This window comes from Flagellimonas alvinocaridis (assembly GCF_965248585.1).
Classification (GTDB): Bacteria; Bacteroidota; Bacteroidia; order Flavobacteriales; family Flavobacteriaceae; genus Flagellimonas; species Flagellimonas alvinocaridis.
The window spans coordinates 2,729,181-2,755,964 of sequence record NZ_OZ252111.1; the positions used below are offsets into that span (position 1 = coordinate 2,729,181).

Genomic DNA, 26,784 nt, shown 5'->3' on the forward strand with positions numbered 1-26,784 from the left:
AATCAGCTACATTTGAAATCTACCCAAAACCAAAAAAAATGAAAAAAACTGTACTTCTGTTGTTTGTTGGTCTTCTTTCCCTAGGAATTTACGCCCAAGAAGGAACAGCAAAAATCGAATTTAAAAGTGAGACCATTGATTATGGTGAAATTGCCAAAGGAAGCGATGGAGTACGCGTGTTCGAATTTACCAACACAGGCTCTGCCCCTTTGGTAATCAGCAATGTAAGGTCTAGCTGTGGGTGTACTATTCCCAAAAAGCCAGAAGATCCCATATTGCCAGGTAAAACTGGTCAAATTCAAGTTAAATATGATACCAACAGGGTTGGCCCGATAAGAAAGGCGATTACGGTAACGTCCAATGCTGACACTCCTACCAAAATCCTGAAAATAAAAGGTAATGTTAAGGCTGAAGGAGCCAAATAGAAAAAAGAAAATTATTTTTAGCGATAAGCCTCGGAAATCTCCGGGGCTTTTTTAATCATCAAAAACGCTTTTTAGGACAAACGAGAACAGAAGGTCTCGGTTATATCGTTCAATAAGTACTCGAACACGCTTTCCCTCCTTTTCATTTAACAACTTTAGAATTTCTTGGAGCTTATACCGATGAATACTTTTCCCATTTACTGCCAGTATTACATCTCCTTCCCGAAGTCCAGCTTCTGCAGCCGGGCTGCCAGCACGTATCCCGGAAACTATAATCTCGGGCACTAGACTTAAACGGGTCTTGTTTTCCAACAATATTTGCACATTACCAAAAGAGGAACTGTTCTCTCCCCTTACCACTCCATCTATACCTGCTATACTTTCTGCAATGTACCGTAATCCATTATGCTGAAGTTCTATACCGGCAAGGTTGTATTGGAATGGTTCCCTGAACTTTCCATTTTTCTTTAGGGTAACCAAACCATTGGCATAATCAAAGACAAAATTGAACCGCTTTAGTATTTCCCCTCCAACTGAGCCATTTCTATCGCCCAAATTCTCCATCAGCCCAAAAAATTCACGATATGGGAATGCTGCCTTTGCGTTTTTCAGTTCAAAATCACCAATCTTGACACCATTGACCTTGGTACGCTTTCCAAAAATATCGCCACTAAGGCCTCTTCCCAGATAGTCTTCATAGTTTTTCTCAGGGATTTCCAAACCTTTTTCGGGTTGATGAAAAAGCCAAAGTGCATCACTACTACCGGTATCCACGAGTAATTTTACAGGAATGTTCGCAGAATCCTTAATTAAAACCGTACCCTCCACATAAGCTTTTCGTTTAATAATGGACAATGGCAGGGTTTGGGATTTTTTACTTTCCTTATACTCGTATAGTTCTGGATTATGGAGTTTGATGTATTTTGATGCATAATTTATTTCCACAACAAAGTCCCGGAACAAATCATACCCCAAAATCCCATGGATGGGTATACCCACAGATGGGGAAAAATTAATATTCTTGTCCAGAACCACATACAAGTCCTGCGAAAAGTTCTTGACATCACCCAAACTAAAGGTATTCCCCATTGAACTTAATGCTTTCATGGGCTCACCATCCCCCAAGCCTCTTATAGTTACTTCGGAAACATTGTTAATGGAAATGGAATCTTGACCGGAAAGGTTAAAAAGAATGGGCTTACTTACCCCTGAATCCAAAACAAAGGTAAGGTCGGACCCATTTATTTCAATTGGGATGATAATAAGATTGTTTATCAGCTCAAACTTTACTTTTTGAAACTTCTGGTGTCTGGGCATTTTAAACTTCTGCCCTGAAACCAAAAGGGGGCCCACAATAAAAAGAAGCGCAAAAAAGTATAGTTTTTTTTTCAATTTACTTATTCCTAAAGGGTTATCCTTATTAAATGTACAAAAATATCAGAAACGATATATTTAATTTAACATTCAAATAACTGCATAAATAATGGGCAAATCTGTTGCTTTCAACTGTGGGTTTTAGCATTTTTGCCTAAAATAATTAGTACATGCCAAGCATCTCTGAAAAAGGAAAGCACATGCCTGCTTCACCTATCCGTAAACTGGTCCCTTATGCAGAAGCGGCCAAAAAAAGAGGAACACACGTTATTCACCTAAATATTGGGCAACCGGACATCAAGACCCCAAAAGTGGCGTTGGATGCTGTTAGAAACCACAATATTGAGGTACTGGCGTACAGCATGACTGAAGGCTCTGAGACCTACCGAGAGAAAATTGCAGCCTATTATGCCAAGAAGGACATCCATGTCACCGCCAAGGACATTATTGTTACCACAGGGGGTTCCGAAGCCCTTTCGTTTGCCATGGGCACCATTATGGACACGGATGACGAAATTATAATTCCCGAGCCGTTCTATGCCAATTACAATGGCTTTGCAACAGCTATGGGTGTCAATGTAGTACCCATTGCATCCAGTATAGAAAGTAATTTTGCCCTTCCTCCCATTTCAGATTTTGAAAAACTGATTTCAGAAAAGACCAAGGCAATTCTGATCTGTAACCCAGGGAATCCAACAGGCTACCTGTACAGTAAAAAAGAAATACAGCAACTGGCCGCATTGGTGAAAAAGCACAATCTGTTCCTAATTGCTGATGAGGTGTACCGTGAGTTTGCATATGAGGGCAGGCAACATTATTCCATATTACAAGAAGAGGGCTTGGAAAACAATGCCATTGTGGTCGATTCTGTTTCTAAACGCTACAGCATGTGTGGCGCCAGAATAGGTTGTTTGCTTTCAAAGAACAATGAAGTTGTACAAACCGCTTTAAAATTTGCCCAAGCACGACTATCCCCTCCCACATTTGCACAGATTGCCAGTGAAGCGGCATTAGAAACGCCGCAATCCTATTTTGATGAGGTCATTGCTGAATATGCATCACGCCGGGATATCTTGATAGCTGAACTCCGAAAGCTTGAGGGAGTAAAGGTAGCAGTTCCCCAGGGTGCTTTTTATTGCGTGGTTGAACTTCCCGTTGTGGATGCAGATGATTTTGCCCAATGGCTGTTGGAAAAATTTGAAATGGATGGAAATACTGTTATGGTAGCCCCTGCAGCAGGGTTCTACGCCACCCTAGGTTTGGGAAAAAACCAAATCAGGATTGCTTATGTGCTGGAAAAAGACCAACTTGTAAAGGCAGTTCAAATTTTGGGCAAAGCCCTTAAGCAGTACAACAATTAGGTGAACATTCAAGAAAACATATCCTTAAAAACCCACAACACCTTTGGTATTGATGTTAAGGCGAGGTACTTTGTTGAAATCACTGGGCTCGTACAGCTTCAAAAAGTATTGGAGCTAAAAGCCTACCCAAAAAAATTCATTATAAGCGGTGGAAGCAATATGCTGCTCACCAAAGATATTGACGCTTTGGTGATGCACATCAACCTAAAAGGCATCTCCATTGTTGAAGAAAACGAGAATGAAGTTGAAATCAAGGTCATGGCAGGTGAAAACTGGCATGATTTGGTAACATGGAGTCTTGACAAGGGTTATGGTGGGCTGGAAAACCTTTCGTTGATTCCTGGCAACACAGGAACGGCACCAATTCAGAATATTGGAGCGTATGGGGTAGAGCTCAAGGATGTTTTTGTAAGCTGTGCCGCTATGGAAATTAAAACCGGGGAACTCGTAGGTTTTGATAACGAAGCCTGTAAATTTGGGTATAGGGATTCTGTTTTCAAGAACGAAGCCAAGGGGCAATACATTATAACATCCGTACATTTAAAGCTGACCAAAAAAGACCATGTACTGCACACCGGTTATGGTGCCATTGAGGCCGAATTGAAGAAAAATGGCATTGTTTACCCTACAATAAAGGATGTTTCCAATGCGGTCATTGCCATAAGACAAAGCAAATTGCCTGACCCAGCAGTATTGGGAAACAGTGGTAGTTTCTTCAAGAATCCCGTCATATCAAAAAAAGCCTTTGAAAAGTTTATCAAAAAAAATCCTGAGGCCCCACATTACGAGGTGCATGACGAAGCGTTTAAAATTCCTGCCGGTTGGCTCATAGAACAATGTGGTTATAAAGGAAAACGATTTGGGGATGCCGGAGTACATGAAAAGCAAGCCTTGGTCCTGGTAAACTATGGTAGTGCCACTGGAGATGACATCCTAAGATTGGCACAACTTGTGCAGAAAGAAGTGGCCCAAAAATTCAATATCAAGATTCAGCCCGAAGTCAACATCATAAAATAACCCCTGCATTGATAAATCAAAAACAGGGGTTATACCAAACCAAACTAACCAAAATTATGTATATCGTTCAGGCAAAAGCCTTTCTTGTTCTCTTTTAAACGCCAACCAAAAATGCTTTTTCTAACTTAGCGCTGTTGTATATACGTTGAAAATCCTATTTTAGATTTCAGCCCCGGAAAAAATTTTACCATAAACCCTCTTTGATGAGCACACTGATTGAAAGACATATTGTTTCACTCTTGGCAGAAAGGGACGACAAGGCCATATCCCTTTTGTACGAGAACTATGGAGACACACTCTATGGTGTAGCTTATAAGGTGGTAAAAGATGAAGAACTGGCACAGGATGTACTTCAGGAAAGTTTTATAAAAATCTGGAAAAAAGCAGATTCTTATGATGCTTCAAAAGCCAAATTGTTTACATGGTTGTTCCGAATTACCCGCAACACGGCCATCGATAAATTAAGAAGTGTAAACAATAAAGCCGACAAGGAAGTCCAAATAGATGTTTCAGACGTATATAACCTAGGAGTGAGTGGCATGAGCCCCGAACATCTGGATATCCAAGATAACCTTAAAAAGCTAGAAGAGAAATATAGAATTGTACTCGAAGCTCTATTTTTTGAGGGAATGACGCAACAGGAAGCAAGTGAAGAATTGGATATCCCCTTGGGAACCATAAAGTCAAGATTGAAGATTGGCCTTAGGGAACTCGGGAAGATTTACGGCACGGCATTAACCCTACTGCTCTTACTAAATTTTATGCCATGAAAGAAAAAGTCAAAGCATTTCTGGATTCCGACATACTGGAAAAATATCTTTTGGGCGATACCTCAAAAGAAGAGACCTTAAAGGCAGAAAGGTACATTACCATGTACCCTGAAGTAAGGGAAACCTACCATGAGCTTCAGGATAATTTGGAAACCTTTGCCAAAATGTATGCCCGAAAAACACCTGAAGGGCTCAAAGAAATTATTGTCTCCAGTGCCAAGAAGGAAAAAATGGTACGTAGAAGCTTCTATAAGTATGCTGTGGCGGCCAGTATTGCCATTATGCTGTTTGCTGGCTCTTCCGTCTTTTTCTGGAACCAAAACAAAAGCCTTCAGGAAGAAAATACCCTGGTCACCAATAAAATCAAGTATCTGGAAGACAATATGAAGAACCAGCTGGAGGATATGCGAAACCAGTTCATCGTTCTTAATAACCCAGATACAAAAAAGTATGCCGTCAATGGCAAAAGGGAAGGGAAGGAGCTAAAGGCCATTGCCTATATCAATCCTGTCAAGAAACTTTCCTACATCAATGTGAGCAATGTACCCAACCTACCTGAGAACAAATGCTTCCAAATGTGGGCCGAGGTAAATGGGGAATTGGTGAATCTTGGGGTCATCAAACAATTTGACGAGAAGGACAAACTCTTGGCTCTTCCTTATGCAGACAAGGCCGTAAGCTATATTACCGTGGAGCCTGAAGGTGGAAATACCTCTCCATCGGTAGATAATATTGTGGCCAATATCAATTACTAAAAACATCTCCAAAGTAAACCTCAACTTAAGCCCTGTTTATACAGGTATTTTGTACCTTTGTAAAAAAGTTGGAGCATGAAGTTAGTATTGTTGACCGTAGGTCTTTTGGCACTCGCATTTGCCGGAATTGCAATTAAAATATGGGGGAAGAAGGATGGGAAGTTCGCAGGAACCTGTGCAAGCCAAAACCCTTTCCTGAACAAAGAAGGTGAAGCCTGTGGCTTTTGTGGAAAAATGCCAGATGAGCAAGATTGCAAAAAAGATACCGTACCCACGCAATAGTTAACTTTTTACCCGGCATACACAAATCCACATTTTTGGAGAAGACCGAAAATTCCATTAAAGAGAATATCCAAAAAGCAAAAGAAGGAAACCAAATTGCTTTTAGCGCACTCTTGGACACATTTTGGAACGATGTGTACGGTTTTCAATTACTCCGTACCAAAAATGAAAATGATGCCGAGGACATCACCATAAGAACCTTTTCCAGAGCATTTGACAAAATAAACACCTATGATGAAGCCTATGAATTTAAAACATGGCTCATCACCATTTCCAAAAATCTTCATGTTGACTTAATCCGGAAGCGAAAAAGAAGCCTTCTGGACGATATGGATTCCCAAGGGGATGTTGTAAAAAAGGTATTGGATGAGAGTCCCTCGGTTGAGGATCAGCTTATTATCGAGCAAAACTTGGCCAATCTTTTGCAAGACATCAAAAAATTAAAACCCCATTACCAAAAGGTAATAAATCTTAGATACTTTAATGAGTTGAGTTATGCCGACATTGCCAAGGAACTCAACGAACCTGTGAATAACATCAAGGTTAAACTTCTACGGGCCAAAAAGCTTTTGGCAGAGATCATCAAAAAAAAGTGAGCCTTCACTACAGTCAAAGTTTACTTCCCAGTTTCGTATCTTTGTACTTCAAATTGTATGTATGAGCACAAGTGTAGCCGAAAGCGTTCTACCACCTAAAGGAAAACCCAAATGGCTTAGGGTAAAATTGCCTACTGGGAAAAAATATACCCAGCTACGCGGATTGGTGGAGAAGTATGACCTTCATACCATCTGTACCTCAGGAAGCTGCCCCAATATGGGCGAATGCTGGGGAGAAGGTACCGCTACTTTTATGATTTTGGGAAACATCTGTACCCGTTCTTGTGGATTTTGCGGTGTAAAAACCGGCAGACCAGAAACCGTGGATTGGGCGGAACCTGAAAAAGTGGCACGCTCCATAAAGATCATGAACATTAAGCACGCCGTGCTCACTTCTGTGGACAGGGATGATTTAAAGGACATGGGATCCATTATCTGGGCCGAGACCGTTAAGGCAGTACGAAGAATGAACCCTGAAACCACCCTAGAAACACTTATTCCAGATTTTCAAGGCATTGAAACCCATTTGGATCGAATTTTGAAAGTGGCTCCAGAAGTTATCTCGCACAACATGGAAACCGTAAAAAGGCTTACCCGAGAGGTTCGGATACAGGCAAAGTATGAACGAAGTCTGGGCGTGTTGGAATATCTAAAGAAAAATGGCGCCAATAGAACCAAATCCGGTATCATGTTGGGATTGGGCGAAGAAGAACATGAAGTTATTGAAACAATGAAAGACCTCCGCAGAGCCAATGTGGATGTAGTAACAATTGGACAATACCTTCAACCCTCTAAAAAACATTTGCCCGTAAAAGAGTTTATTTTGCCGGAGCAATTCAAAAAATATGAGGAAATAGGCTTGGAAATGGGCTTTAGACATGTGGAAAGTGGTGCGCTTGTGCGCTCCTCGTACAAAGCCCACAAACATATTCACTAGTTCCAAACCTATCTAATCATCCCTATCAAATGAAACAGATTTCCATTGGCATCAACGGCTTTGGACGCATTGGCAGAACCCTATTTAGATTATTGGAGGATCATCCCCAAATTTCCGTTGTGGCCATCAATGATTTGGCCAGCGCCCCTACCCTGGCCCATCTCTTAAAATATGATAGTATCCATGGTGGGTTCCATGCCCATGTTACTCCGGAAAAAGATGGCTTCGTGGTCAATGGAAAAAAAGTAGCTGTTTTAAACCACAGCCATCCACAAGATATTGATTGGGCAGCACACCATGTTGACTTAGTGGTAGAGGCTACCGGAAAATTCAAAAAAGAGGAACAATTGGCCTTTCACCTAAAAAATGGGGCCAAAAAAGTGATTTTATCCGTTCCTCCTGAAGACGATACTATAAAAATGGTGGTCCTTGGGGTAAATGAAGGCGATATTGAGGCTCAGGACCAGATCATTTCCAATGCATCTTGTACCACCAACAATGCGGCCCCCATGATAAAGGTCGTAAACGAGCTTTGTGGCATAGAACAAGCATACATTACCACGATACATTCCTATACTTCGGATCAAAGTTTGCACGATGCCCCACACCGCGACCTCAGGCGTGCCAGGGCGGCAACCCAATCCATCATTCCCACTACAACGGGTGCAGCCAAGGCATTGACCAAAATATTCCCTGAATTATCTGATGTAATAGGCGGATGTGGCATTAGGGTACCTGTTCCCAACGGTTCGTTGACTGATATAACCTTCAATGTTAAAAAGGAGACTTCTATTGAAGAAATTAATGCTACCTTTAAGAGTTACGCTGAAAATGGACTCAAAAACATCCTTTTTTACACAGAAGACCCCATTGTTTCCATCGATATAAACAATAGTTGCCATTCTTGTACGTTTGATTCTTTGATGACCTCCGTTATTGGCAAAATGGTGAAAATTATCGGATGGTACGACAATGAGACTGGATATTGCTCCAGAATTATTGATTTAATAGTTTTGCTTATAAAGAAGAATTACGTTTGATCAAGAGCTTACCACACAAATGGATAGGCATTAAAATGCTGTTTCTACTGTGCATTATGTTGTGCACCACGATATCTTTTGGTCAAACCGATACCAATTCCACCGCTACCATACAGTCTATTTTTGATGATTTCATGGTCTACAGACATGAGAACAAAATAGACAAGGCCCTCGAAACTTTAGATCAAGCTGCCAAAATTGCTGAAGATAACGAAGACGCCAAGCTTTTACTGGATACCTACCACCAATATTCCCGATTGTTTTTGGATGAAGGAGATAAGGAAACTGCTATATTTTACTGGGACAGGGCAAGCATTTTGCTAAAAGACATTTCATATTCTTACGGACAGGCATTTCATCTTTATTTGGATGCAGCACTTCTTTTCGATGAAGGGAACAACTTCCAATCCTTAAAATCATTGGAAGAATCCAGGATGTTGAGCAACAACAGAAATCTGAGTAATAACATTCTACTCTTGGAAGCCAGCATCTTTACCAATATTGAAAAATATGATAACGCCATAAAGAACCTCCATGCCCTAATCGTCAATTCAGATGATAAGGAACGAGCTTATTTGGCCACAAGGGCCAACCTCCAATTAGCGGAAATAAGTGTTAAGTTGAATGATTTGGATGAGGGTATCGTTCACTCCAAGGCAGCACTTGAATTGGCGCAAAAGCATGGTTTTGCCAAAGAAATAAGAAAAGCCAACGAAGAGCTTTCCTTCATCTATGAAACTCTTGGAAGGTACAACGAGGCCCTGACCTATAACAAAGCCTTGGAAAAAATAAAAGATTCCGTTTTTACCATAGAAAAAGCAAAGTTGGAGGCCAAGACAGCAGACAAGATTCGCTTTGAGCACCAAATGAACGAAATAAACAAGCTCACCGCCAAGAACGAGGAGTTGAGCGAATCCAAAAACCGTTCAGAAATCACCGCCATACTCACCTCGGCATTCTTGACCATAATTTCGTTGCTTGCCGTATCCCTTTTCAGAAACAATCAGATCAAGCTAAAGACCAATGATCTGTTGTACACCAAAAACAAAGAGTTGGAGTTGGCCAGGGATGCTGCAGTATCTGCCATGGAAGCAAAAACCAATTTTCTTTCAACAGTTACCCATGAACTCAGGACACCACTTTATGCTGTTACAGGCCTGACCCACCTTTTATTGGAGGAAAACCCTGCCGAACACCAAAAAGAGCATTTAAAATCCTTGAAGTTCTCCGGTGAATACCTGTTGAATTTTATCAACGATATTCTCCAAATCAATAAAATTGATGCGGATAAATTGGAACCTTTGAGCATTGAGTTCAAATTGCAAAAGATTCTTACGGATGTTGTTGAATCGCTTCAACAAAACGCCAACGAGAATAAAACCAAGCTTATTCTTGACTATGACCCCTCTATTCCCCAACAACTTCTTGGAGACCCCATAAAACTGTCCCAAGTATTCATGAATTTGGTGGGCAATGCTCTAAAATTCACCAAAAATGGCAAGGTAGAAGTCATAGCCAAACTGTTGCAGAAAGAAGAAGATCAAGTAAAACTCTATTTTGAGGTAAGGGACAATGGTATAGGAATTTCCGAAGATCAACAGAAAAATATTTTCGACAGTTTTGAGCAAGGTTCCATACAGATCAACCGGGAATATGGAGGCACTGGTCTAGGATTGACCATTGTAAAAAGTTTGCTTGGTCTGTTTGGAAGTACCATCCATCTGGAAAGCGAACTTGATCATGGTAGTTCATTCTTTTTTGAAATGGACTTTAAGTGTGATGCGAAAGCCTTGGATGATGTTGCCTTCGAACTTGACCCAGAAGAATTCAACTTTAAAGGTTTGCATATCTTGATTGTTGAGGATAACAAGATTAATCAGGTCATCACCAAAAAGATGCTCACCAAAAAAGAGATTACCTGTGATATTGCCAATAATGGAAACGAAGCCATTGATCATGCCAAGGCCAATAGATATGATGCCATTTTAATGGATATTCACATGCCTGGTATCAGTGGTGAGGAAGCCACACGTCAAATTCGGAAGTTTGATCAAGAAACTCCTATTATTGCCCTGACAGCCATTTCATTGGATGATAGTTTGGATAGTTTCTATCAGGCAGGTTGTAACGATGTGGTCACAAAACCCTTTAAACCTGAGGTCTTCTATCAAAAAATTGGAGAAAATATCTTCAAGAACAAAATGGAAGGTTTGGTCTAGAGCAATCCCTTGATGCTCTTTTGAAGTATAGCGTGGTCATCAGCCGCAAAACTGTGGGCAACTTCCAAATAGTATAAATTTTCCAATCGACCTTCTAACCGAACATAGTCTTTTTCTGTGGTCAAAATCACTTCGTAATCTTTGAACGTTGCAATTTCTTCACTCGTAAAATCATGATGGTCACCAAATTCAAAATGTTCAAATGACAACTCTCGGGATTGTAAATACTTCACCAAAGGTTCTGGAAAAGCAATTCCAGTCACCAAAGCTATTTTTCTTCCCTTTATTTCATCAAACCCATGATTATCTGTCTGGCCTTGTTTCAGTTGGTTGCCATAGGCCAACGAGGAAAACAATACATGCTGGTGAGACTTGGGCTTCAATTTTTGCAAGATTGTTTTTCGCTCCGCTTTGGTCAATGTTTCAGGGCATTTGGTAACAATAATTATATCTGCTCGCCTATACTCCCTTTTACTGTCCCGAAGATTTCCCGTAGGCAGATACCAATCATCCACAAATAAATTACCGTAAGCCGTAAGCAAAATGGAATACTTAGGTTTTACACGCCTATGCTGAAATGCATCATCCAACAACACCACTTCGGGCTGTACCTGTACCTCCAATTGGGTCAGGCCGTTTCTTCTGTCCGCATCAACAGCAACAGAAATCTCAGGAAACTTTTGATGGATTTGAAAGGGTTCATCACCCAAATCCGTAACCAAACTGTTTTGATCGGCCAACACAAATCCTTTGGATTTTCGCTTATATCCCCTACTCAAAACCGCCACCTTATGCCCCTCCAAAGTCCGAATCAAATATTCAACCATGGGAGTTTTTCCGGTTCCGCCCACACTCAGATTGCCCACACAAATAGTTGGTGTTTGAAATGATTTTGAACTGAATACACCTACATCGTACAGCAAATTACGCACATGCACCACCAAGGCATAGAGCAAGGAAAAAGGAAACGCTATTTTGCGCAGCAATTGCACCATGGGACGAAAATATAATATTTTATCTTTAGCCTACTTAAGAAATGTGAAATGACCGTACAGGATATCTCAAAAATACTGGAAGAACTTGCTCCATTACCTCATGCTGAGGATTTTGACAACGTAGGATTATTGGTGGGGAATCCCAACATGGAGGTTCAAGGTGCCCTTGTGACCTTGGATACTTTGGAAAATGTAGTGGATGAGGCCATTGAAAAAAACTGCAATCTTATTATTAGCTTCCACCCCATTATTTTCAGCGGATTAAAAAAGCTAACGGGCCGCACCTATGTGGAACGGGTGGTCATGAAGGCCATCACACATAACATTGCCATTTACAGCATGCACACCGCATTGGACAATAGTAATTTGGGTGTGAACGCCAAGATTTGTGAAGTGTTGGGCATTCAAAATCCAAAAATTCTTATTCCAAAAAAAGGTTCCATCAGGAAATTGACCACGTATGCCCCATTGGAAGATACCGAAAGGGTAAAATCCGCTCTTTTTGAAGCGGGTGCCGGCGAAATAGGAAAATACAGCAGTTGCAGCTTTACTGTTGAAGGTGTGGGCAGTTTTAAACCGGGTGATACTGCTAATCCGAGTGTTGGTAAAATTGGAGAAGTTCACTTGGAAAAAGAAGTTCAAATCAATGTAATCTACTCCTTTGAAAAGGAAAATCGCATTTTAAAAGCACTTTTTGACTCACATCCCTATGAAGAAGTGGCATATGAAATAGTGATTTTGCAAAATACAAATCAAGATTTGGGCATGGGCATGGTTGGTGAACTTGAATCAGAAATAGAGGAGGACACCTTTTTAAAGCGATTGAAAAAAATCATGAATGCTTCTGTGGTGAGACATTCAAAACTCTTGGGAAAAAAGATAAGGAAAGTTGCTGTTTTGGGAGGAAGTGGTGCCTTTGCGATTGGAGCGGCAAAAAAGGCAGGGGCAGATATTTTTATTACTTCGGACCTAAAATATCATCAATTTTATGAAGCTGAAGGTCAACTTGTGATCGCCGATATTGGGCACTTTGAAACTGAGCAGTTTACAAAAGATTTATTGGTTGATTATCTTACGAAAAAAATTCCTAATTTTGCAGTCTCTTTATCGGAGAGTATAACGAATCCCATCAAGTATTTATAATTTATGGCGAATAAAAAAGAAAGCACCGTGGAAGAAAAGCTGAGAGCACTGTACGATTTACAGCTTATTGATTCCAGGGTTGACGAGATACGCAATGTTAGGGGCGAATTGCCTTTGGAAGTACAGGATTTAGAGGACGAGGTCCTTGGCCTTAAAACCCGTATGGACAAACTCAAGACCGATGTGGAAACCGTCAATTTTGAGATTACGGCCAAGAAAAACCTTATCGAGGAGGCCAAAGCTTTAATAAAAAAATACGCCGAGCAACAAAAGAATGTACGAAACAGCCGTGAGTTCAATTCTTTGAGCAAGGAAGTTGAGTTCCAAGAATTGGAGATTCAATTGGCCGAAAAGAACATTAAGGAATTTAAGGCACAGATTGAGCAGAAAAAAGAGGTTATTGCCGACACCAAGGAAAAATTGACCGAACGTGAGGGCCACCTAAAGCATAAAAAAGGTGAGCTGGACGCTATTTTGGCCGAAACCGAAAAGGAAGAAAAGGCTCTTTTGAAAAAATCTGAAGAGTTCGAGGAAAAAATTGAGGATAGATTGATTCAGGCTTACAAAAGAATCCGACACAATGTGAAGAACGGTCTTGCCGTTGTTCCTGTGGAGCGTGGTGCTTCTGGAGGTTCTTTCTTTACCATTCCACCACAGGTACAGGTAGAGATTGCTTCACGCAAAAAAATCATCACAGATGAGCACAGCGGAAGAATCTTGGTAGACCCATTGTTGGCTGAAGAGGAACAAGAAAGAATGCAAGAGCTTTTTACCAAGCTTTAGCAATTGTACTGCATAAAAAAATACAAGCCACCTAAAAGGTGGCTTTTTTATGTCCTTCGAAATGGGCAGAGTAATTGGGACATCTCTTAAAATAGATTTCTCCCATTCGGTCGAAATGACCCCGGACAAACATAAAAGTCATGGAACTGGCTCTGTCTTCGAGAAAATTCGTGCGATTAGTGTCGATATATAAAGGCAAAAGGAAACTTTTGAACATCTATTCTACCAATTGGCACAAAGTATTACAAACGATTTTGCAATATCCATGGGCTGAAAAAAGATTTCTCCCATTCGGTCGAAATGACCCCGGACAAACATAGAGTCATGGAACTGGCTCTGTCTTCGAGAAAATTCGTGCAATCAGTATCAGCACATATAAGGCAAAAGGAAACTTTTGAACACCTATTCTACCAATTGGCACAAAGTATTACAAACGATTTTGCAATATCCATGGGCTGAAAAAAGATTTCTCCCATTCGGTTGAAATGACAACTAAATCTGATTATCCAATAATCCAATAATCATTTCCTCCACTCCTTTGGAATCCCATTTCTCCTCGATATTGGGCATCTGCATTACCTCTTTCATGATCGCTTCCTGCTTATCACCAATCGCCAAAGCTTCTGCATAGGGTCTATCCGAAAAGGTTACCCGGCTATATACCGGAATCCATTTTTCTGGATGCTTCTTGGCAAACCATTTCTCAATCTTTTTCTGCAATAAAAATTTGGGATTGGCCGTCTTGCTACTCATTTCAACAAAGTTCCGGTAGCTGAGTTCCGCAATGGCATCAGCATTGGGCTTTCGGGTCTTTTGGTACTCAGAGAAAATGGTATCCCAGTCATCACCATGGGTTTCCATAAGTTCATTGAGTACATAAATATCTTCAAAACCAGCATTCATACCCTGTCCGTAAAACGGTACAATGGCATGGGCTGAATCACCCACCAAAGCCACTTTGTTCCAATAAGTCCACGGGTAACATTTCATGGTAACCATAGCACTGGTAGGGTTCTTGAAAAAGTCCTGGGACAGATTTTCAATCTCCTTTTTCACATTGGGAAAATATTCCTTGAAAAAGGCCTTGGCTTCCTCCGGTGTGGTAATCTTTTCAAAAGACACCTCGCCCTCAAAAGGTAAAAATAGGGTACAGGTAAAACTACCATCGATATTAGGCATGGCGATGAGCATAAACTTTCCCCTAGGCCAAATATGAAAGGAATTTTTATCCAGTTTATGGGTTCCGTCCTCGTTGGCCGGAATGGTCAGTTCCTTATAGCCCACATCCAAAAAATCTTGGGAGTAGTCAAACCTACTGCGACGCTGCATTTTGTGACGCACACGGGAAAAAGCTCCATCACAGCCGAATATGATATCGTATTGGTATTCTTTCCACTCACTCTTTTCCGATTCTCCAGTATAAATTTTGGCTTCGGGCAAGTTTACGTCCCAAACTTTTTCATTGAACCTAAACACAGCACCTGTATCTTCTGCCAAATCAATCATCCGCTTGTTAAGAATACCTCTGGAAATGGACCAAATGGCCTCTCCGTCTTTCCCATATTTTTGAAAATAAACCGGTTTATCATTCACATGCATAGCCCGTTTATCCAATGGAATGGCAATTTCTTTTATCTGTTCTTCTAGACCAACTTTTTGCAAGGAGCGCCATCCCCTATTGCTCATGGCCAAATTGATGGACCTTCCGGAGAACTCAATGGTCCTAATGTCTGGTCTTCTATCAAAAACAGTAACTGAATGCCCTTTTTTTCGAAGGTAAACAGCCAAGAGCGAGCCCACCAATCCGGAACCGATGATGGCTATATTTTTAGAGGTCTTTGTCATAAATGCCCTTTAGGCCCGTTGTGGTTAAACTTCAAAAATACGGAATTTAACCCTTATTCGTGTATTGGGCAACTCCCTTAAATCTTGGGCACTAAAAGGAACAAAGAGGTCATGAAAATCATTTTTAACACTTCTTTAAAAACTTTTGGTACCACTCTTGCCGTATATATATAGAATATTCCGCTTAGGCGTCCATATATATGCAAAAAGTCCTTCACAAAAACTTGCGAAGGACTTTTTCCCTTTTACATGTATATTCTACTCTAGAATTCCATCCACTATACCGTACTCAACAGATTCTTCTGCACCCATCCAATAATCACGATCAAAATCTTTCATCACTTTCTCGAAAGACTGGCCACAATTGTCTGCCAAAATCTGGGCACCCAATTCCTTGGTTTTGATAATCTCCTTGGCCTGGATCTCTATATTTGAGGCTTGTCCCCGAGCACCACCACTAGGTTGATGGATCATAACACGGGCATGGGGCTGAATAAACCTCCTACCCTTCTCTCCTACTGAAAGTAGAATAGATCCCATAGAAGCGGCCAAACCTGAACACACCGTAGAAACGGGGCTCTTTATCTGCTTAATGGTATCATATATGGCAAATCCAGAGGTAACATACCCCCCTGGGCTATTGATGATCAGTTGTATTTCCTTATTGTTCTGCAAATCCAAATAGAGTAAGCGGTCTATGACATGCTTTGCAGAATCATCATCCACCATGCCCCATAGGAACACTTTACGCTCTTCCAGAAGTTTTTCCTGAATCAATTCTTGAACTTTTCCTTTTTTTGAACTCATTTTTTATGTCTTGAAAGTTTCAAAAATAATCAAATTCCAAGGAAGTTACAGCTTGAACAGTTACAGTTTCTCCAAGAAGTCCATTACGACTTTATTTCAACCTTCTGAGAAACCACGTCTTTAATGGGAATAACAAATTTTCCTGTTTTGGTAACCAGGGTAAGACTGTTGTTTTCTATGGCTGCAATAGTACCTTCATCCCCCCCGATGGCAATCTTATCCCCAACAGCATAGTTCTTTCGGGTGTAGAAAGACCGTAATAGGTCTGTAACAATTTCCCTTGATCCTAGACCAAGACCCAGTGCAAATGCCAATAAAAAGGAACCTAAAATAAGCGTAATGTTATTGGTAATGATGGTGGTGTCCACCCCAGCTTGGTTCAAGGCGGTAATCGACATAAAAATGACAATCACATAAAACATAAGCCCACTTATGATCTTTCCGCCACCAAACTCAAACGATTCAAACAACTTCTTTATGGCATTTTTTACCACACTGCCCAAATACAGTCCTATGGTAAACAACACCAGCGCTGTGAACAATCTTGGTAAATAACGTAGTAGATTTCCTATTTCTGTGGATATAATACCCCAATCAAGAATATCGGCCGCAACTATAAAGAACACCAAAAGCAGCAACCACTTTACAAATCCCAGGGTAATTTTAATGATATCAATCTTAAATTTTCCATTGCCCAACAAGTCCATTTCATTGATTCGCTCACTTAGGGCATCCATTTTGGCCAATTTTAGAATCTTGCTTAGAATAAAAAGTACAATCTTAATAATCAACCAGCCCAAAATAAGAATGGCAATGGCTCCAACAATCTTGGGAAGCGCGGCACCAATATTCTTGCCCATTGAAGACAGTGAGTCCAAAGTCACATTTTTCCAATTACTTAGTGTTTCCATACATATAGCTTTATAGTGTTCGTCTTAGTTTTCTCCCAGTGTCCTGAACAATTTTCGCAAAGTGCTCCCCACATTAATGGAAAATAGGGATGCCATGTCCATGATTAACTTTGCTGCAGCAATGTCGTTCATCACCTTTTTCTTCATTCCCGGTGGTGCCTCCCGTAGGGAAGCCTCCAGTTGCTTAAACGGATTCCTTTCTTTCTTTGCCATCTATTGTAGGGTGTTATAGATTTCCAATAGTTTCTCCTTTGCTCGCTTCAATCGCATCTTGACCGCGCTTTCCCCAATCTCCATAATACCTACAAGGTCCTTTATTGATGCTCCATCCTGATATTTCAACAACATAATGGACTTATCCTCTGGAGCTATGAGTTCCAAAGCCTTTTTGAGTTTATCCGCCTTCATTTCATAGAGACTTTCATCTGGGACCTCTACAGAAAGTTTATATTCCGTATCCTCCACTGGGATGGATTGATCTCTCATCTTCCGCTGTTTGTTCCGGTTGACGTAATTGACACAAAAATTGTAGGTGAAGGAATATAGCCATGTTGAAAATTTAGATTTTCCTTTGAACATCTTCAACTTAATGAAGAGTTGTAGAAAAACATCCTGGGTCAGATCTTCCGCTTCATCACTGGAGTTGGCAAAACCATAACATTTATTGTACACCATTTTAGCATAACGGTCGTACAACCTCTCAAACAATAAGGGGTCGTTACTCGCCACAATACGCTTCACTAATTCCTCATCAGATAGATGGGCATAATGGTCTTCCGTTTCCAAATATTCCTTGTCGGGGTTACTTATAAGTATTAGAAACAGTTTTTTTAGAAAAGTCACACCTAGGTTGATTTGTTTTTTTGCCGATCTAAGAAATGGTTTTTTACCAAAAAAAGGAGCGCAAGATACATTAAAAACGTGGTATATTTGGTTAAAAATCAGACATGAAGACATTGACCTTACTTAGTTTATCCTTTTTAATGGTATTGGCAAGCTGCAAAAGCGAACCAAAGACATCACCTACTACTGAAGTTTCCTCTGAAAGAAGTATTCCAGAGTTGATTGCCGAAGCCCACGGATACCAAAATTGGAGCTCTGTGAAGCAAATAACTTTCATGTTCAATGTAGATAGGGACAGCACCCATTTTGAACGTAGTTGGGTGTGGAAACCCAAACAAAATGAGATTACGGCTATCTCTAGGACGGATACTTTATCCTATAACCGAAAATCCATGGACAGTATCGCCCAAAAAACAAATGGGGGGTTCATTAATGACAGATATTGGCTTTTGGCTCCTTTTAATCTTATGTGGGATGCCAATAGCTATACTTTTGAGCACACAGAAAGTGATAAAGCGCCGATTAGTGGGGAGTCCATGCAAAAACTGACGATTGTTTATGCCAATGAGGGAGGTTATACCCCAGGGGATGCCTATGATTTTTATTTTAAGGATGATTACCTTATTCGTGAATGGACCTACCGCAAGGCCAATCAGGAAGAGCCTTCCCTTGTTACCACCTGGGAGGATTACGTAAAAATCAACGGTATGCAAATATCACAAAGCCATAAAAAAGCTGACGGCAGTTTTCATCTCTACTTTACGGAATTGAAGATTGAGGACTAGAAAGTCTACTTCCGGTTTTGATAAAGAAAAAAAGTAATTCCCAATACCAGAACCGCACAGGCCAGTAAGAGATAAAAACTATGGGTAAGGGAGAATTCCTCTGCCATGAAACCTAAAATCACAGGGCCAATTAAAAATCCGGCGTATCCTGTTCCTGCAATAAAAGAAACCCCTTGCGCAGAATCCACGCCTCTTACATTGCCTCCAATTCGAAACAATTCGGGGACCATTACGGAGAATCCGAGTCCGTTGAATGCAAAACCGATTATGGCCAGCATCGTCTGTCCTGAAAGCACCATTGCGTACCCAGAAATGGCGATCAATGCTCCCATGCCCACAATTTTTACAGACCCTATCTTTGCACTGATACCGTCCCCTAAAAAGCGTCCCAGTGTCATGGTGCTGGAAAATGCCAAAAATCCAGAACCAATAAGTACTTCTGGGGCCAAAGTGACCTCTTTAAGATAAAGGCCGCTCCAATCTATGATGGCACCCTCGCTACCCATAGAAACAAAACCTATAATACCCAGAAAAAGCAAAGGTTTGAACAGCTTTAGGCTGAAGGGCTCCTTCTCTACCGGCGCCGCTACAATATGCACGTATTTTTTATAGAAGGCTACGTTTATAAGAAGAACCACAACCACGGTGACTCCCATATGCAGCAGCGGGTTTCCTATTATTGGAATGAGGAAACTACCCAAGCCTACCAAAATTCCACCTAAACTAAAAAAACCGTGGGCGGCGGACATAAAGTTTTGCTTATCCTCTTTTTCAATTTCGGTGACCAAGGTATTCATCGAAATATCGGTAAACCCAGTGCAAGATCCAAAAAGAAAAAGACTGCCCATCAAAAGATGATAATTTGGAGCCAATAAAGGCAACATGGCCGCACAAGTTGTACAGAGCACCCCTATCCATGTGGCCTTTCCAACCCCTAATTTGTTGATGATCTTGGATGCCATTGGAAATATGGTAAAAACTCCAAGCGATAAGCAGAATAGGGCAATACCCAAATCGGCTTTATCTATTCCCAGCTTTTCTTTTACGGTTGGAATATAAATGGCCCATGTACCAAACCAAATATTAAGACTGGTAAAAACCCAGGCCGGAGCAAAGTATCTTGAGTTGGAAAAAATAAGAGCTAGTGATTTCATAGCAAACTGTGGATACAAAGTAACCAATCCCCAATCAATTTAACTTGCCCATAATATTCCAATAGCAAGATGATTTATTCCAATTTATATTCAAATATTTAAATTTGAGGTAATTTTACTTTATGAAGCCCATACTGGAGTCCATAAATGTAGCTAGGAATGCATCCTTAAAGATTGAAGCCTACTCAAACGACAGTTATTGTGAATCTGCTGGTTGGCACATTCACCCTGAATATGAAATGGTGTATGTGAAGAACGGCTCTGGCGTATTGCGCATTGGTTCCAAAAAAAGATACTACACCAATGGGGTTCTGGTCTTTTTGGGAGGAAATATTCCCCATGCCGATTTTGGGAACCGGGAATATTCAGACAATCTGGAAATTGTGGTTCAGTTCAAGAAAGAGTTTATTGATGAAAAACTCAAGGTATTTCCCGAATTGGGAAGAATCAATTCCTTGATAAAAAAGTCAAAACAAGTTTTGATTTTTGATTCTGAGATACAGAAAAAACTTTGGCCCGATTTTAAAAAGTTCGGGGATTTGGATCATCAAAGTAAATTGATCAATCTTCTTTTCATATTGGATCAGCTGTCAAGGGAAACACCCCATGAGCTTCTATTTGAAACTTTTGCCTTGGACAATTTTAAAAAGGATGAAATAAAGCGACTGGAAGAAATTTTTGAGTATGTGAACAATCACTATTCCAGCACCATTTCTTTGAGTGAAATATCAACTCAATTGGGACTTACACCAAATTCATTTTGTCGGTTCTTCAAAAAAATGACCCAGCGTACCTTCATCGATTTTGTCAATGAATTTCGAATCAACAAAGCAGTGGAGCTTTTTAATGAAAGTAACACCCTGATTACTGAAGTTATGTATCAATCTGGCTTTAATGACCCTTCTTATTTTTCCCGTCAGTTTAAAAAATATCAGGGCACTACACCTTCCAATTATCTAAAGTCCAAATACGGCGATCTACTTTTGCAGGATGCCACGCTTTAGAATCTGTCCAAAATTGTACATATCCTCAAAAGAGCAGTAAAATGGTGCCGGTGCCAGTCTAATGACGTTGGGTTCCCTCCAATCTGTGATTACCCCATTTTTCATCAAATAATCAAACAAAGGTCTACCCTCTCCATGAAGAAAAACGGAAAGCTGACAGCCTCTATCCTTGGGGGTGATAATTTCAAACGAACTTTCCACCTGCTTATCAATTTCATGAAGGATAAATTCCAAATAAGCCACTATTTTTTGTTGTTTTTCAATAAGGGTGGCCATACCCACTTCATCAAACAGTTCCAAGGAAGCCAAATATGGGGCTAAGGACAAAATGGGTGGATTGCTCAACTGCCATGCATCCGCGGATGCAATCGGGTCAAACTCGGGTTCCATTAAAAAACGGGTCTCTTTTTTGGTGCCCCACCATCCCTCAAAACGGGGAATATCTTTCTGACCAAGGTATTTTTCGTGCACAAAAATACCCGAAGCATTTCCTGGACCACTGTTCATATATTTGTAGCTGCACCAAGCTGCAAAGTCGGCCCCCCATTCGTGGAGTTGGAGTTTTACATTACCAACAGCATGTGCCAAGTCCCATCCTACAAAAGCTCCAACGGACTTTCCAGCCTCTGTTATGGCTTTCATGTCCAGAACCTGTCCATTGTAATAATTTACGCCACCCATCAAAACCAGCGCAAGTTCCTCCCCTACTTCTTCAATGGTTTGAACAATATCTTGGGTTCTCCAAGAATGTTCCCCATCGCGCTTTTTCACCTCGACAATGGCCTCGTTGGGATTCAGACCATGAAATCTGACCTGACTTTGCAGCATATACTGATCGGAAGGAAATGCCTTTTCTTCACAAATAATCTTGAACCTTTTGGCTGTGGGTCGATAAAAAGACACCATCAACAAATGTAGATTTACGGTAAGCGTGTTCATGACCGAAACCTCCTCTGGTTTTGCCCCCACTACTTTGGAAAGACCTTCGGCCAATCGTTCGTGATAATCCCACCAGGGTTTATCTGCATAAAAATGTCCTTCAACAGCGAGTTCCCGCCAGTCTTTCATTACCTCATCCACAAATTTTTGTGAACGCTTGGGCTGCAGTCCCAAAGAATTGCCTGTAAAATAAATGACATCTTTCCCATTTACCTGCGGATAATGAAACTCTTCCCTATAGTGAGAGAGTACGTCCTCCGCATCCAATCGTTGGGCGAATTCCAAGGTGTTTTTAAAGGTCATATTATGCTTTTGATTTGTTTCAAAAATACAACTTGTATCAGGATTTCCTTTGGATGGGTCATTCCAAACGCATTTCAATGATGTGCTTTTTAAAGCCCACTTTTTCATAGGCCTTTATAGCCGGCAGATTATCATTGTACACCGTAAGCCTGATTTCCTTAAACTCTCTTTCCATGGACCAAGCTTTCAAGGCCTCCACAATTTTTGCATTGATGCCCATTCCCCGGTACTCATCATCCGTATACATGAATCCCAAATAGGCATAGTACTCATGATCTAAATAATGTCTGGCCTTTTTGGAAATGGCATAGCCCGAAGCCACTACTTTCCCATCCACTTCTGCTACCACCACGGAGGCTTCCTGATCCAAAATCATTGCCTTAAGATCATAATAACTGATGGGATCCTCCCTGAGGGTAACATCAAAGGGGCGTTCCGCTTTTATGATTTCCTGTTCAAACTCCAAAAGCACGGGCAAATCTCCCAAACGGGCACTTCTGATCTGTATATTCTTTTCTGACATGTTTTCCTTTTCTAAACTGGGATTTCAATGTAGTTCTTTCTCTATTTTTGTAAAAATAAAAACATGCATTTTCTTTCTTCCACACTCGAAAATTATCTAGTGGCCAATTCTGAAGATGAGCCTGCCCTTTTGGCTGAACTATCCCGTGAAACCCACTTGAAGGTGGTGCGCCCCCGTATGATCACGGGGCATTTTCAAGGACGGGTATTGAGTTTGCTTTCAAAAATCATCGCCCCAAAAAATATTCTGGAAATTGGCACCTATACCGGTTATTCAGCACTTTGTTTGGCCGAAGGACTTCAAAATGATGGTCAACTACATACCATTGAAGTCAATGAGGAACTGTACGATATGCAACGTAGGTACTTTGAAAGAAGTGGTTATGCTACCCAGATCATACAACATACAGGTGATGCACTCACCATTATACCTAAGCTTGATTTTACTTTTGACTTGGTGTTCATTGATGCCCACAAAGTGGAATACGATGCCTACTTTGAAGCAGTCATCCAAAAAACCAAACCAGGCAGTGTCATCCTTTCAGACAATGTGCTGTGGTCGGGAAAAGTTGTGGAACCTCTTGACCCATCCGACAAAGCAACGGCTTCCCTACTTGCCTATAACGAAAAACTGAAGAACGACCCCAGGGTTGAGACCGTATTATTACCCATAAGGGATGGTCTTACCTTGTGTAGGGTGAAATAAATCTTTGGTACAGGCTATAAAAAAGCACCCCTGACAACAAGCCCACCAAGGCACCCACAATAATATCTATAGGATAATGGACGCCTACATAAATACGGCTCATGGTAAAAAGTATGGGCCAAACAAAAAATAGATAGGCCCATCTTACCTTCTTTCTCAAAAAAAGAAACAATAATACCGTCAAGGAAAATGAGCTTGAAGCATGTCCTGAGAAAAAACTATAATCAGTAGGGCTTTTAAGGATCCGTATGAGCAAGTTGATCTCTTCAGTGTTGTTGGGTCGCAATCTGGCAACAGAAACCTTGGTCCAATGGGTAATAATTGTAATAAAAAGGGCCAATCCCAAAACAGTCAATAGTTTAAAAAAAGCCTCGCGTTTAGAGAATTTGAGGAACAGTAGAAAGATAAAGAGGATAAAGAGCGGAACCCAGGTCACGAAATTGGTTACAGTGGTCCAAAAACCATCATATTTTTCAATGCCTAGACCATTTAGAAAGACAAAGGTGTCCCGATCCCATTCCAGCAGTCGTTCCAACATGGATTACTTGGTTCCCCTTTTGATGGAACCCGTAACTTCATCCACATTTTTTTTGACTTCATTCAACTCGTTTCGGATATCCTTGGTGAAATCGGTATCAATGCCCTGCTTTTCGGCACTTTTCTGGATTTCACGCTTAATGTCGTCTGTAGCATCCCGCAGTTGACGCATTCCCTTGCCAAGTCCCTTGGCTATTCCGGGGATTTTATCGGCACCAAAGACCATCACCACTATAAATAGGATGAAAAAAATCTCGCCGCCGCTAATGAATAGAAAATACATGCAACAAATATAATCAGAAGTTGTTGGGAAAATAAAAAAAGCCTCGTGAAATCACGAGGCTCTTTTCAAGAGTTTTGTATTATTTTCCTTTGATGTTCTCTTTGAACTTATCAAAATCGGATTTTTCGTCCTTCATGGGCCACGCATTATTGGTGGTATCAATATCAGCAGTTTCCAATTTGGGATCCACAACAATGCCCACCAATTCTTTTTGTGAGGAGATGACCCTTTTCACTTCGGCATCGTTCTTTCTCCAAATTTCTGGTGGATAGGTGATATTTTCCTTGGTACCATCGGCATAGGTATACTCTACAATCAATGGCATGGGTATTCCTCCCGGCTTATCAAAAGTAACCTCATAAAAGTACTTTGGCTCCTTGACCTTGGCCCTATCAGCCTCTGTCATGTTGTCCATCATAAATTCCTTAAGGTTCTGTGATGTTTCAGAAGGAGCCTTACCTTTCAGTTCTGGCATAAAATCTTCACTATTCTCTTCGGCCAAGTAAACCAATGGTGGCAAATCTGCCTCAGTAAGGTTTCTGTCTGCCATGTACTTTTTCATTTGGGCCGTTGGCTCACTGCTCACATAGTATTTTTTAACTCCTTTCACACCAATATCAACATAATCGGTAGTGTAGAACCAACTTCTCCAGAACCAATCCAAATCTACTGCGGAAGCATCTTCCATGGTACGGAAGAAATCCTCCGGCGTTGGGTGTTTAAACATCCAGCGCTGTGCATAGGTCTTGAACGCATGATCAAAAAGCTCCCTACCCATAACAGTCTCCCTTAGGATATTAAGGGCAGTCGCGGGTTTACCATAGGCATTGGCTCCCAATTGGTACACGTTCTCTGGGTTGGACATGATCGGAGCAATAAAGCTTTGGTCCCCGCCCATGTAGGGTACAATATCTGCGGGAACACCTCTTCTTGATGGGTAATTCTCATTTGGAGCAATGACGCTTGGATTGTTCCTTCCAAATTCCTGCTCGGCCAAATATTGCATAAAGGTGTCCAAACCTTCGTCCATCCATCCCCATTGACGCTCATCGGAATTTACGATCATTGGGAAAAAGTTATGGCCTACCTCATGGATGATCACACTGATCATCCCAAATTTGGTCCTATCGGAATAGGTACCGTCCTCATTGGGGCGACCATAGTTCCAACAAATCATGGGGTATTCCATTCCTTGGTTCTTGGCATGGACTGAAATAGCTTTATGGTATGGATAATCAAAGGTATGCTTTGAATAGGTCTGTAGGGTCTGTACCACCGCCTTGGTGGACATATCTTCCCAAAGAGGATTTCCTTCTTTAGGATACATGGAAACAGCCATAACATCTTTTCCCCCTATTTTTACGGCCTGCATGTCCCAAATAAACTTTCGGGAAGTGGCAAAGGCATAATCCCTAACATTGGTAGCCTTGAATTTCCATGTCTTTTTATCGGTTGAGAACCCTTTTTCTGCGGCCTCGGCCTCTTCTTGGGTCACAATAATAACTGGCTTGTCATATGATTTTTTGGCTTCCTTGTAGCGCTTCATCATGTCTTTGGAGAACACCTCTTCGCGGTTTTGCAACTCTCCTGTTGCATCCAAGACGTGATCGGCAGGAACGGTAATGCTTACATCATAATTCCCAAAGGGCAGTGCAAATTCCCCACTTCCCCAGAACTGATGGTTTTGCCATCCTTCCACATCGCTATAAACCGCCATTCTTGGAAAGAATTGGGCAATCACATAAGCACGGTTGCCGTCTTTTGCAAAATATTCAAAACCAGAACGGGCCCTGTTCACGGTATGGTCGGGTACGTTGTACCACCATTTGATGGAGAAAGAAATCTTCTCGCCACTTTTCAGCGGTTGCGGAATGTTCAACCGCATCATGGTTTGGTTTATGGTATAGGACAATGGTTTTCCGTTGGCATCTTTTACATGCTCAATATTGAAACCACCATCAAATGGCTCATTGATATAGGTCTGGGTAAAATTATCTGCCGTGTAGGCAATGTTCACTCCATTTCCGTCACGAAGTGGTGATTTTGAATCTTTGGCCCTGACATTCTGGTCCAACTGTACCCAAAGAAACTCCAAATCTTCCGGGGAGTTGTTGTGATAGGTAATGGTTTCATCACCATGAATACGTGCGTTTTTGTCATCCAGTTCCACACTGATCACGTAATCTGCTTGTTGTTGATAATAATCGGGTCCCGGTGCCCCTGACGCTGCTCTGTAGGTATTGGGAGTAGCAAACTCCTCGTACAACTGTTTAAATTTACTCTGGTTATAATGACCGGGCTGTCGCTCCTGCTTCACTTCTCCCTCTTCTTGGGCCGATAAGGTAACAGCACCAAAAAGAAACAAGAATGAAGCCACATAATACTTGACTCTGTTCATTTTCAATTTGATTTTAAAACGGTGAAAAATAGGATATTTTAACCAACTCT

The 26,784-nt window shown here is 41.1% G+C and carries 28 protein-coding genes; 15 read left to right on the top strand and 13 right to left on the bottom strand.

Annotated features, from left to right (window positions below):
- Positions 1 to 38 precede the first annotated feature (38 nt).
- Positions 39 to 425: a DUF1573 domain-containing protein gene (locus ACP14V_RS12250; RefSeq protein WP_136566376.1), complete on the top strand. Its 387-nt coding sequence runs from the start codon at positions 39 to 41 to the stop codon at positions 423 to 425.
- A 51-nt stretch (positions 426 to 476) separates the two neighbouring features.
- On the opposite strand, the gene ACP14V_RS12255 is transcribed toward ACP14V_RS12250, so the two are convergent.
- Positions 477 to 1,817: an aspartyl protease family protein gene (locus ACP14V_RS12255; RefSeq protein ID WP_272608190.1), complete on the bottom strand. Its 1,341-nt coding sequence runs from the start codon at positions 1,815 to 1,817 to the stop codon at positions 477 to 479.
- A gap of 152 nt (positions 1,818 to 1,969) precedes the next feature.
- On the opposite strand from ACP14V_RS12255, the gene ACP14V_RS12260 reads away from it, so the two are divergent.
- The 9 genes from ACP14V_RS12260 to ACP14V_RS12300 all read left to right on the top strand — a co-directional run bounded on the left by ACP14V_RS12260 (position 1,970) and on the right by ACP14V_RS12300 (position 10,776).
- A complete protein-coding gene (locus ACP14V_RS12260) occupies positions 1,970 to 3,160 on the top strand; it encodes a pyridoxal phosphate-dependent aminotransferase (RefSeq protein ID WP_424987419.1) in 1,191 nt (396 codons plus the stop codon).
- Positions 3,161 to 4,177, top strand: a complete 1,017-nt coding sequence (gene murB / locus ACP14V_RS12265) for a UDP-N-acetylmuramate dehydrogenase (protein ID WP_272608193.1) — start codon at positions 3,161 to 3,163, stop codon at positions 4,175 to 4,177.
- A gap of 203 nt (positions 4,178 to 4,380) precedes the next feature.
- Complete coding sequence (locus tag ACP14V_RS12270; protein ID WP_272608194.1) at positions 4,381 to 4,947, top strand: RNA polymerase sigma factor; 567 nt, start codon at positions 4,381 to 4,383, stop codon at positions 4,945 to 4,947.
- Positions 4,944 to 5,702, top strand: coding sequence for an anti-sigma factor (locus ACP14V_RS12275; protein WP_272608196.1), 759 nt, complete (start codon positions 4,944 to 4,946; stop codon positions 5,700 to 5,702). Before ACP14V_RS12270 ends, ACP14V_RS12275 begins: the two co-directional genes overlap by 4 nt.
- Positions 5,703 to 5,777: 75 nt before the next feature.
- Positions 5,778 to 5,984, top strand: coding sequence for a membrane or secreted protein (locus ACP14V_RS12280; RefSeq protein WP_136566382.1), 207 nt, complete (start codon positions 5,778 to 5,780; stop codon positions 5,982 to 5,984).
- Positions 5,985 to 6,019: 35 nt separating this feature from the next.
- On the top strand, positions 6,020 to 6,580 hold the full coding sequence (locus ACP14V_RS12285; protein ID WP_136566383.1) for an RNA polymerase sigma factor: 561 nt from the start codon (positions 6,020 to 6,022) through the stop codon (positions 6,578 to 6,580).
- Between the two features lie 61 nt (positions 6,581 to 6,641).
- The gene (gene lipA / locus ACP14V_RS12290) at positions 6,642 to 7,517 is read left to right on the top strand and encodes a lipoyl synthase (protein ID WP_272608198.1); all 876 of its coding nucleotides are present in this window, start codon (positions 6,642 to 6,644) and stop codon (positions 7,515 to 7,517) included.
- 29 nt (positions 7,518 to 7,546) lie between these two features.
- A complete protein-coding gene (gap, locus tag ACP14V_RS12295) occupies positions 7,547 to 8,557 on the top strand; it encodes a type I glyceraldehyde-3-phosphate dehydrogenase (protein ID WP_136566385.1) in 1,011 nt (336 codons plus the stop codon).
- The gene (locus ACP14V_RS12300; RefSeq protein ID WP_424987424.1) at positions 8,554 to 10,776 is read left to right on the top strand and encodes a response regulator; all 2,223 of its coding nucleotides are present in this window, start codon (positions 8,554 to 8,556) and stop codon (positions 10,774 to 10,776) included. Before gap ends, ACP14V_RS12300 begins: the two co-directional genes overlap by 4 nt.
- Here ACP14V_RS12300 and lpxK read toward each other — a convergent pair.
- The gene (lpxK, locus tag ACP14V_RS12305; RefSeq protein ID WP_272608202.1) at positions 10,773 to 11,771 is read right to left on the bottom strand and encodes a tetraacyldisaccharide 4'-kinase; all 999 of its coding nucleotides are present in this window, start codon (positions 11,769 to 11,771) and stop codon (positions 10,773 to 10,775) included. The genes ACP14V_RS12300 and lpxK overlap by 4 nt on opposite strands.
- 48 nt (positions 11,772 to 11,819) lie before the next feature.
- Here lpxK and ACP14V_RS12310 point away from each other — a divergent pair, with 48 nt between their 5' ends.
- Positions 11,820 to 12,914, top strand: a complete 1,095-nt coding sequence (locus ACP14V_RS12310) for a Nif3-like dinuclear metal center hexameric protein (protein WP_272608203.1) — start codon at positions 11,820 to 11,822, stop codon at positions 12,912 to 12,914.
- Positions 12,915 to 12,917: 3 nt separating this feature from the next.
- Positions 12,918 to 13,697: a zinc ribbon domain-containing protein gene (locus ACP14V_RS12315; RefSeq protein ID WP_136566389.1), complete on the top strand. Its 780-nt coding sequence runs from the start codon at positions 12,918 to 12,920 to the stop codon at positions 13,695 to 13,697.
- A 492-nt stretch (positions 13,698 to 14,189) separates the two neighbouring features.
- On the opposite strand, the gene ACP14V_RS12320 is transcribed toward ACP14V_RS12315, so the two are convergent.
- From ACP14V_RS12320 to ACP14V_RS12340, 5 genes are all read right to left on the bottom strand, one after another.
- Positions 14,190 to 15,542: an FAD-dependent oxidoreductase gene (locus tag ACP14V_RS12320; RefSeq protein ID WP_272608205.1), complete on the bottom strand. Its 1,353-nt coding sequence runs from the start codon at positions 15,540 to 15,542 to the stop codon at positions 14,190 to 14,192.
- Positions 15,543 to 15,800: 258 nt separating this feature from the next.
- Positions 15,801 to 16,349 carry a ClpP family protease gene (locus ACP14V_RS12325; protein ID WP_129656070.1) on the bottom strand — a complete coding sequence of 183 codons (549 nt, stop codon included), beginning with the start codon at positions 16,347 to 16,349 and terminating at the stop codon, positions 15,801 to 15,803.
- Between the two features lie 83 nt (positions 16,350 to 16,432).
- The gene (locus ACP14V_RS12330) at positions 16,433 to 17,260 is read right to left on the bottom strand and encodes a mechanosensitive ion channel family protein (protein ID WP_136566391.1); all 828 of its coding nucleotides are present in this window, start codon (positions 17,258 to 17,260) and stop codon (positions 16,433 to 16,435) included.
- Between the two features lie 24 nt (positions 17,261 to 17,284).
- Positions 17,285 to 17,473 carry a hypothetical protein gene (locus ACP14V_RS12335; RefSeq protein WP_136566392.1) on the bottom strand — a complete coding sequence of 63 codons (189 nt, stop codon included), beginning with the start codon at positions 17,471 to 17,473 and terminating at the stop codon, positions 17,285 to 17,287.
- A complete protein-coding gene (locus ACP14V_RS12340; RefSeq protein ID WP_136566393.1) occupies positions 17,474 to 18,103 on the bottom strand; it encodes an RNA polymerase sigma factor in 630 nt (209 codons plus the stop codon).
- A gap of 104 nt (positions 18,104 to 18,207) precedes the next feature.
- Between ACP14V_RS12340 and ACP14V_RS12345 the strand changes: the two genes are divergently transcribed.
- On the top strand, positions 18,208 to 18,888 hold the full coding sequence (locus ACP14V_RS12345; RefSeq protein WP_272608210.1) for a hypothetical protein: 681 nt from the start codon (positions 18,208 to 18,210) through the stop codon (positions 18,886 to 18,888).
- A gap of 5 nt (positions 18,889 to 18,893) precedes the next feature.
- Here ACP14V_RS12345 and ACP14V_RS12350 read toward each other — a convergent pair whose 3' ends face one another.
- Positions 18,894 to 20,042 carry an MFS transporter gene (locus ACP14V_RS12350; protein ID WP_272608212.1) on the bottom strand — a complete coding sequence of 383 codons (1,149 nt, stop codon included), beginning with the start codon at positions 20,040 to 20,042 and terminating at the stop codon, positions 18,894 to 18,896.
- 122 nt (positions 20,043 to 20,164) lie between these two features.
- On the opposite strand from ACP14V_RS12350, the gene ACP14V_RS12355 reads away from it, so the two are divergent.
- Positions 20,165 to 21,046 (top strand): AraC family transcriptional regulator, encoded by an 882-nt coding sequence (locus tag ACP14V_RS12355; RefSeq protein WP_272608213.1) that lies wholly within the window; start codon positions 20,165 to 20,167, stop codon positions 21,044 to 21,046.
- On the opposite strand, the gene kynU is transcribed toward ACP14V_RS12355, so the two are convergent.
- Positions 21,020 to 22,288, bottom strand: coding sequence for a kynureninase (kynU, locus tag ACP14V_RS12360; RefSeq protein ID WP_272608214.1), 1,269 nt, complete (start codon positions 22,286 to 22,288; stop codon positions 21,020 to 21,022). The genes ACP14V_RS12355 and kynU overlap by 27 nt on opposite strands.
- A 58-nt stretch (positions 22,289 to 22,346) precedes the next feature.
- Positions 22,347 to 22,811, bottom strand: a complete 465-nt coding sequence (locus ACP14V_RS12365; protein WP_136566398.1) for a GNAT family N-acetyltransferase — start codon at positions 22,809 to 22,811, stop codon at positions 22,347 to 22,349.
- Positions 22,812 to 22,874: 63 nt separating this feature from the next.
- Here ACP14V_RS12365 and ACP14V_RS12370 point away from each other — a divergent pair, with 63 nt between their 5' ends.
- Positions 22,875 to 23,516, top strand: coding sequence for an O-methyltransferase (locus ACP14V_RS12370; protein WP_272608217.1), 642 nt, complete (start codon positions 22,875 to 22,877; stop codon positions 23,514 to 23,516).
- On the opposite strand, the gene ACP14V_RS12375 is transcribed toward ACP14V_RS12370, so the two are convergent.
- The 3 genes from ACP14V_RS12375 to ACP14V_RS12385 all read right to left on the bottom strand — a co-directional run bounded on the left by ACP14V_RS12375 (position 23,494) and on the right by ACP14V_RS12385 (position 26,734).
- The gene (locus ACP14V_RS12375) at positions 23,494 to 24,054 is read right to left on the bottom strand and encodes a phosphatase PAP2 family protein (RefSeq protein WP_272608219.1); all 561 of its coding nucleotides are present in this window, start codon (positions 24,052 to 24,054) and stop codon (positions 23,494 to 23,496) included. The genes ACP14V_RS12370 and ACP14V_RS12375 overlap by 23 nt on opposite strands.
- Before the next feature lie 3 nt (positions 24,055 to 24,057).
- The gene (locus ACP14V_RS12380; RefSeq protein WP_136566401.1) at positions 24,058 to 24,336 is read right to left on the bottom strand and encodes a Sec-independent protein translocase subunit TatA/TatB; all 279 of its coding nucleotides are present in this window, start codon (positions 24,334 to 24,336) and stop codon (positions 24,058 to 24,060) included.
- Between the two features lie 79 nt (positions 24,337 to 24,415).
- Complete coding sequence (locus ACP14V_RS12385; RefSeq protein ID WP_136566402.1) at positions 24,416 to 26,734, bottom strand: M1 family metallopeptidase; 2,319 nt, start codon at positions 26,732 to 26,734, stop codon at positions 24,416 to 24,418.
- Between the last annotated feature and the right edge of the window lie 50 nt (positions 26,735 to 26,784).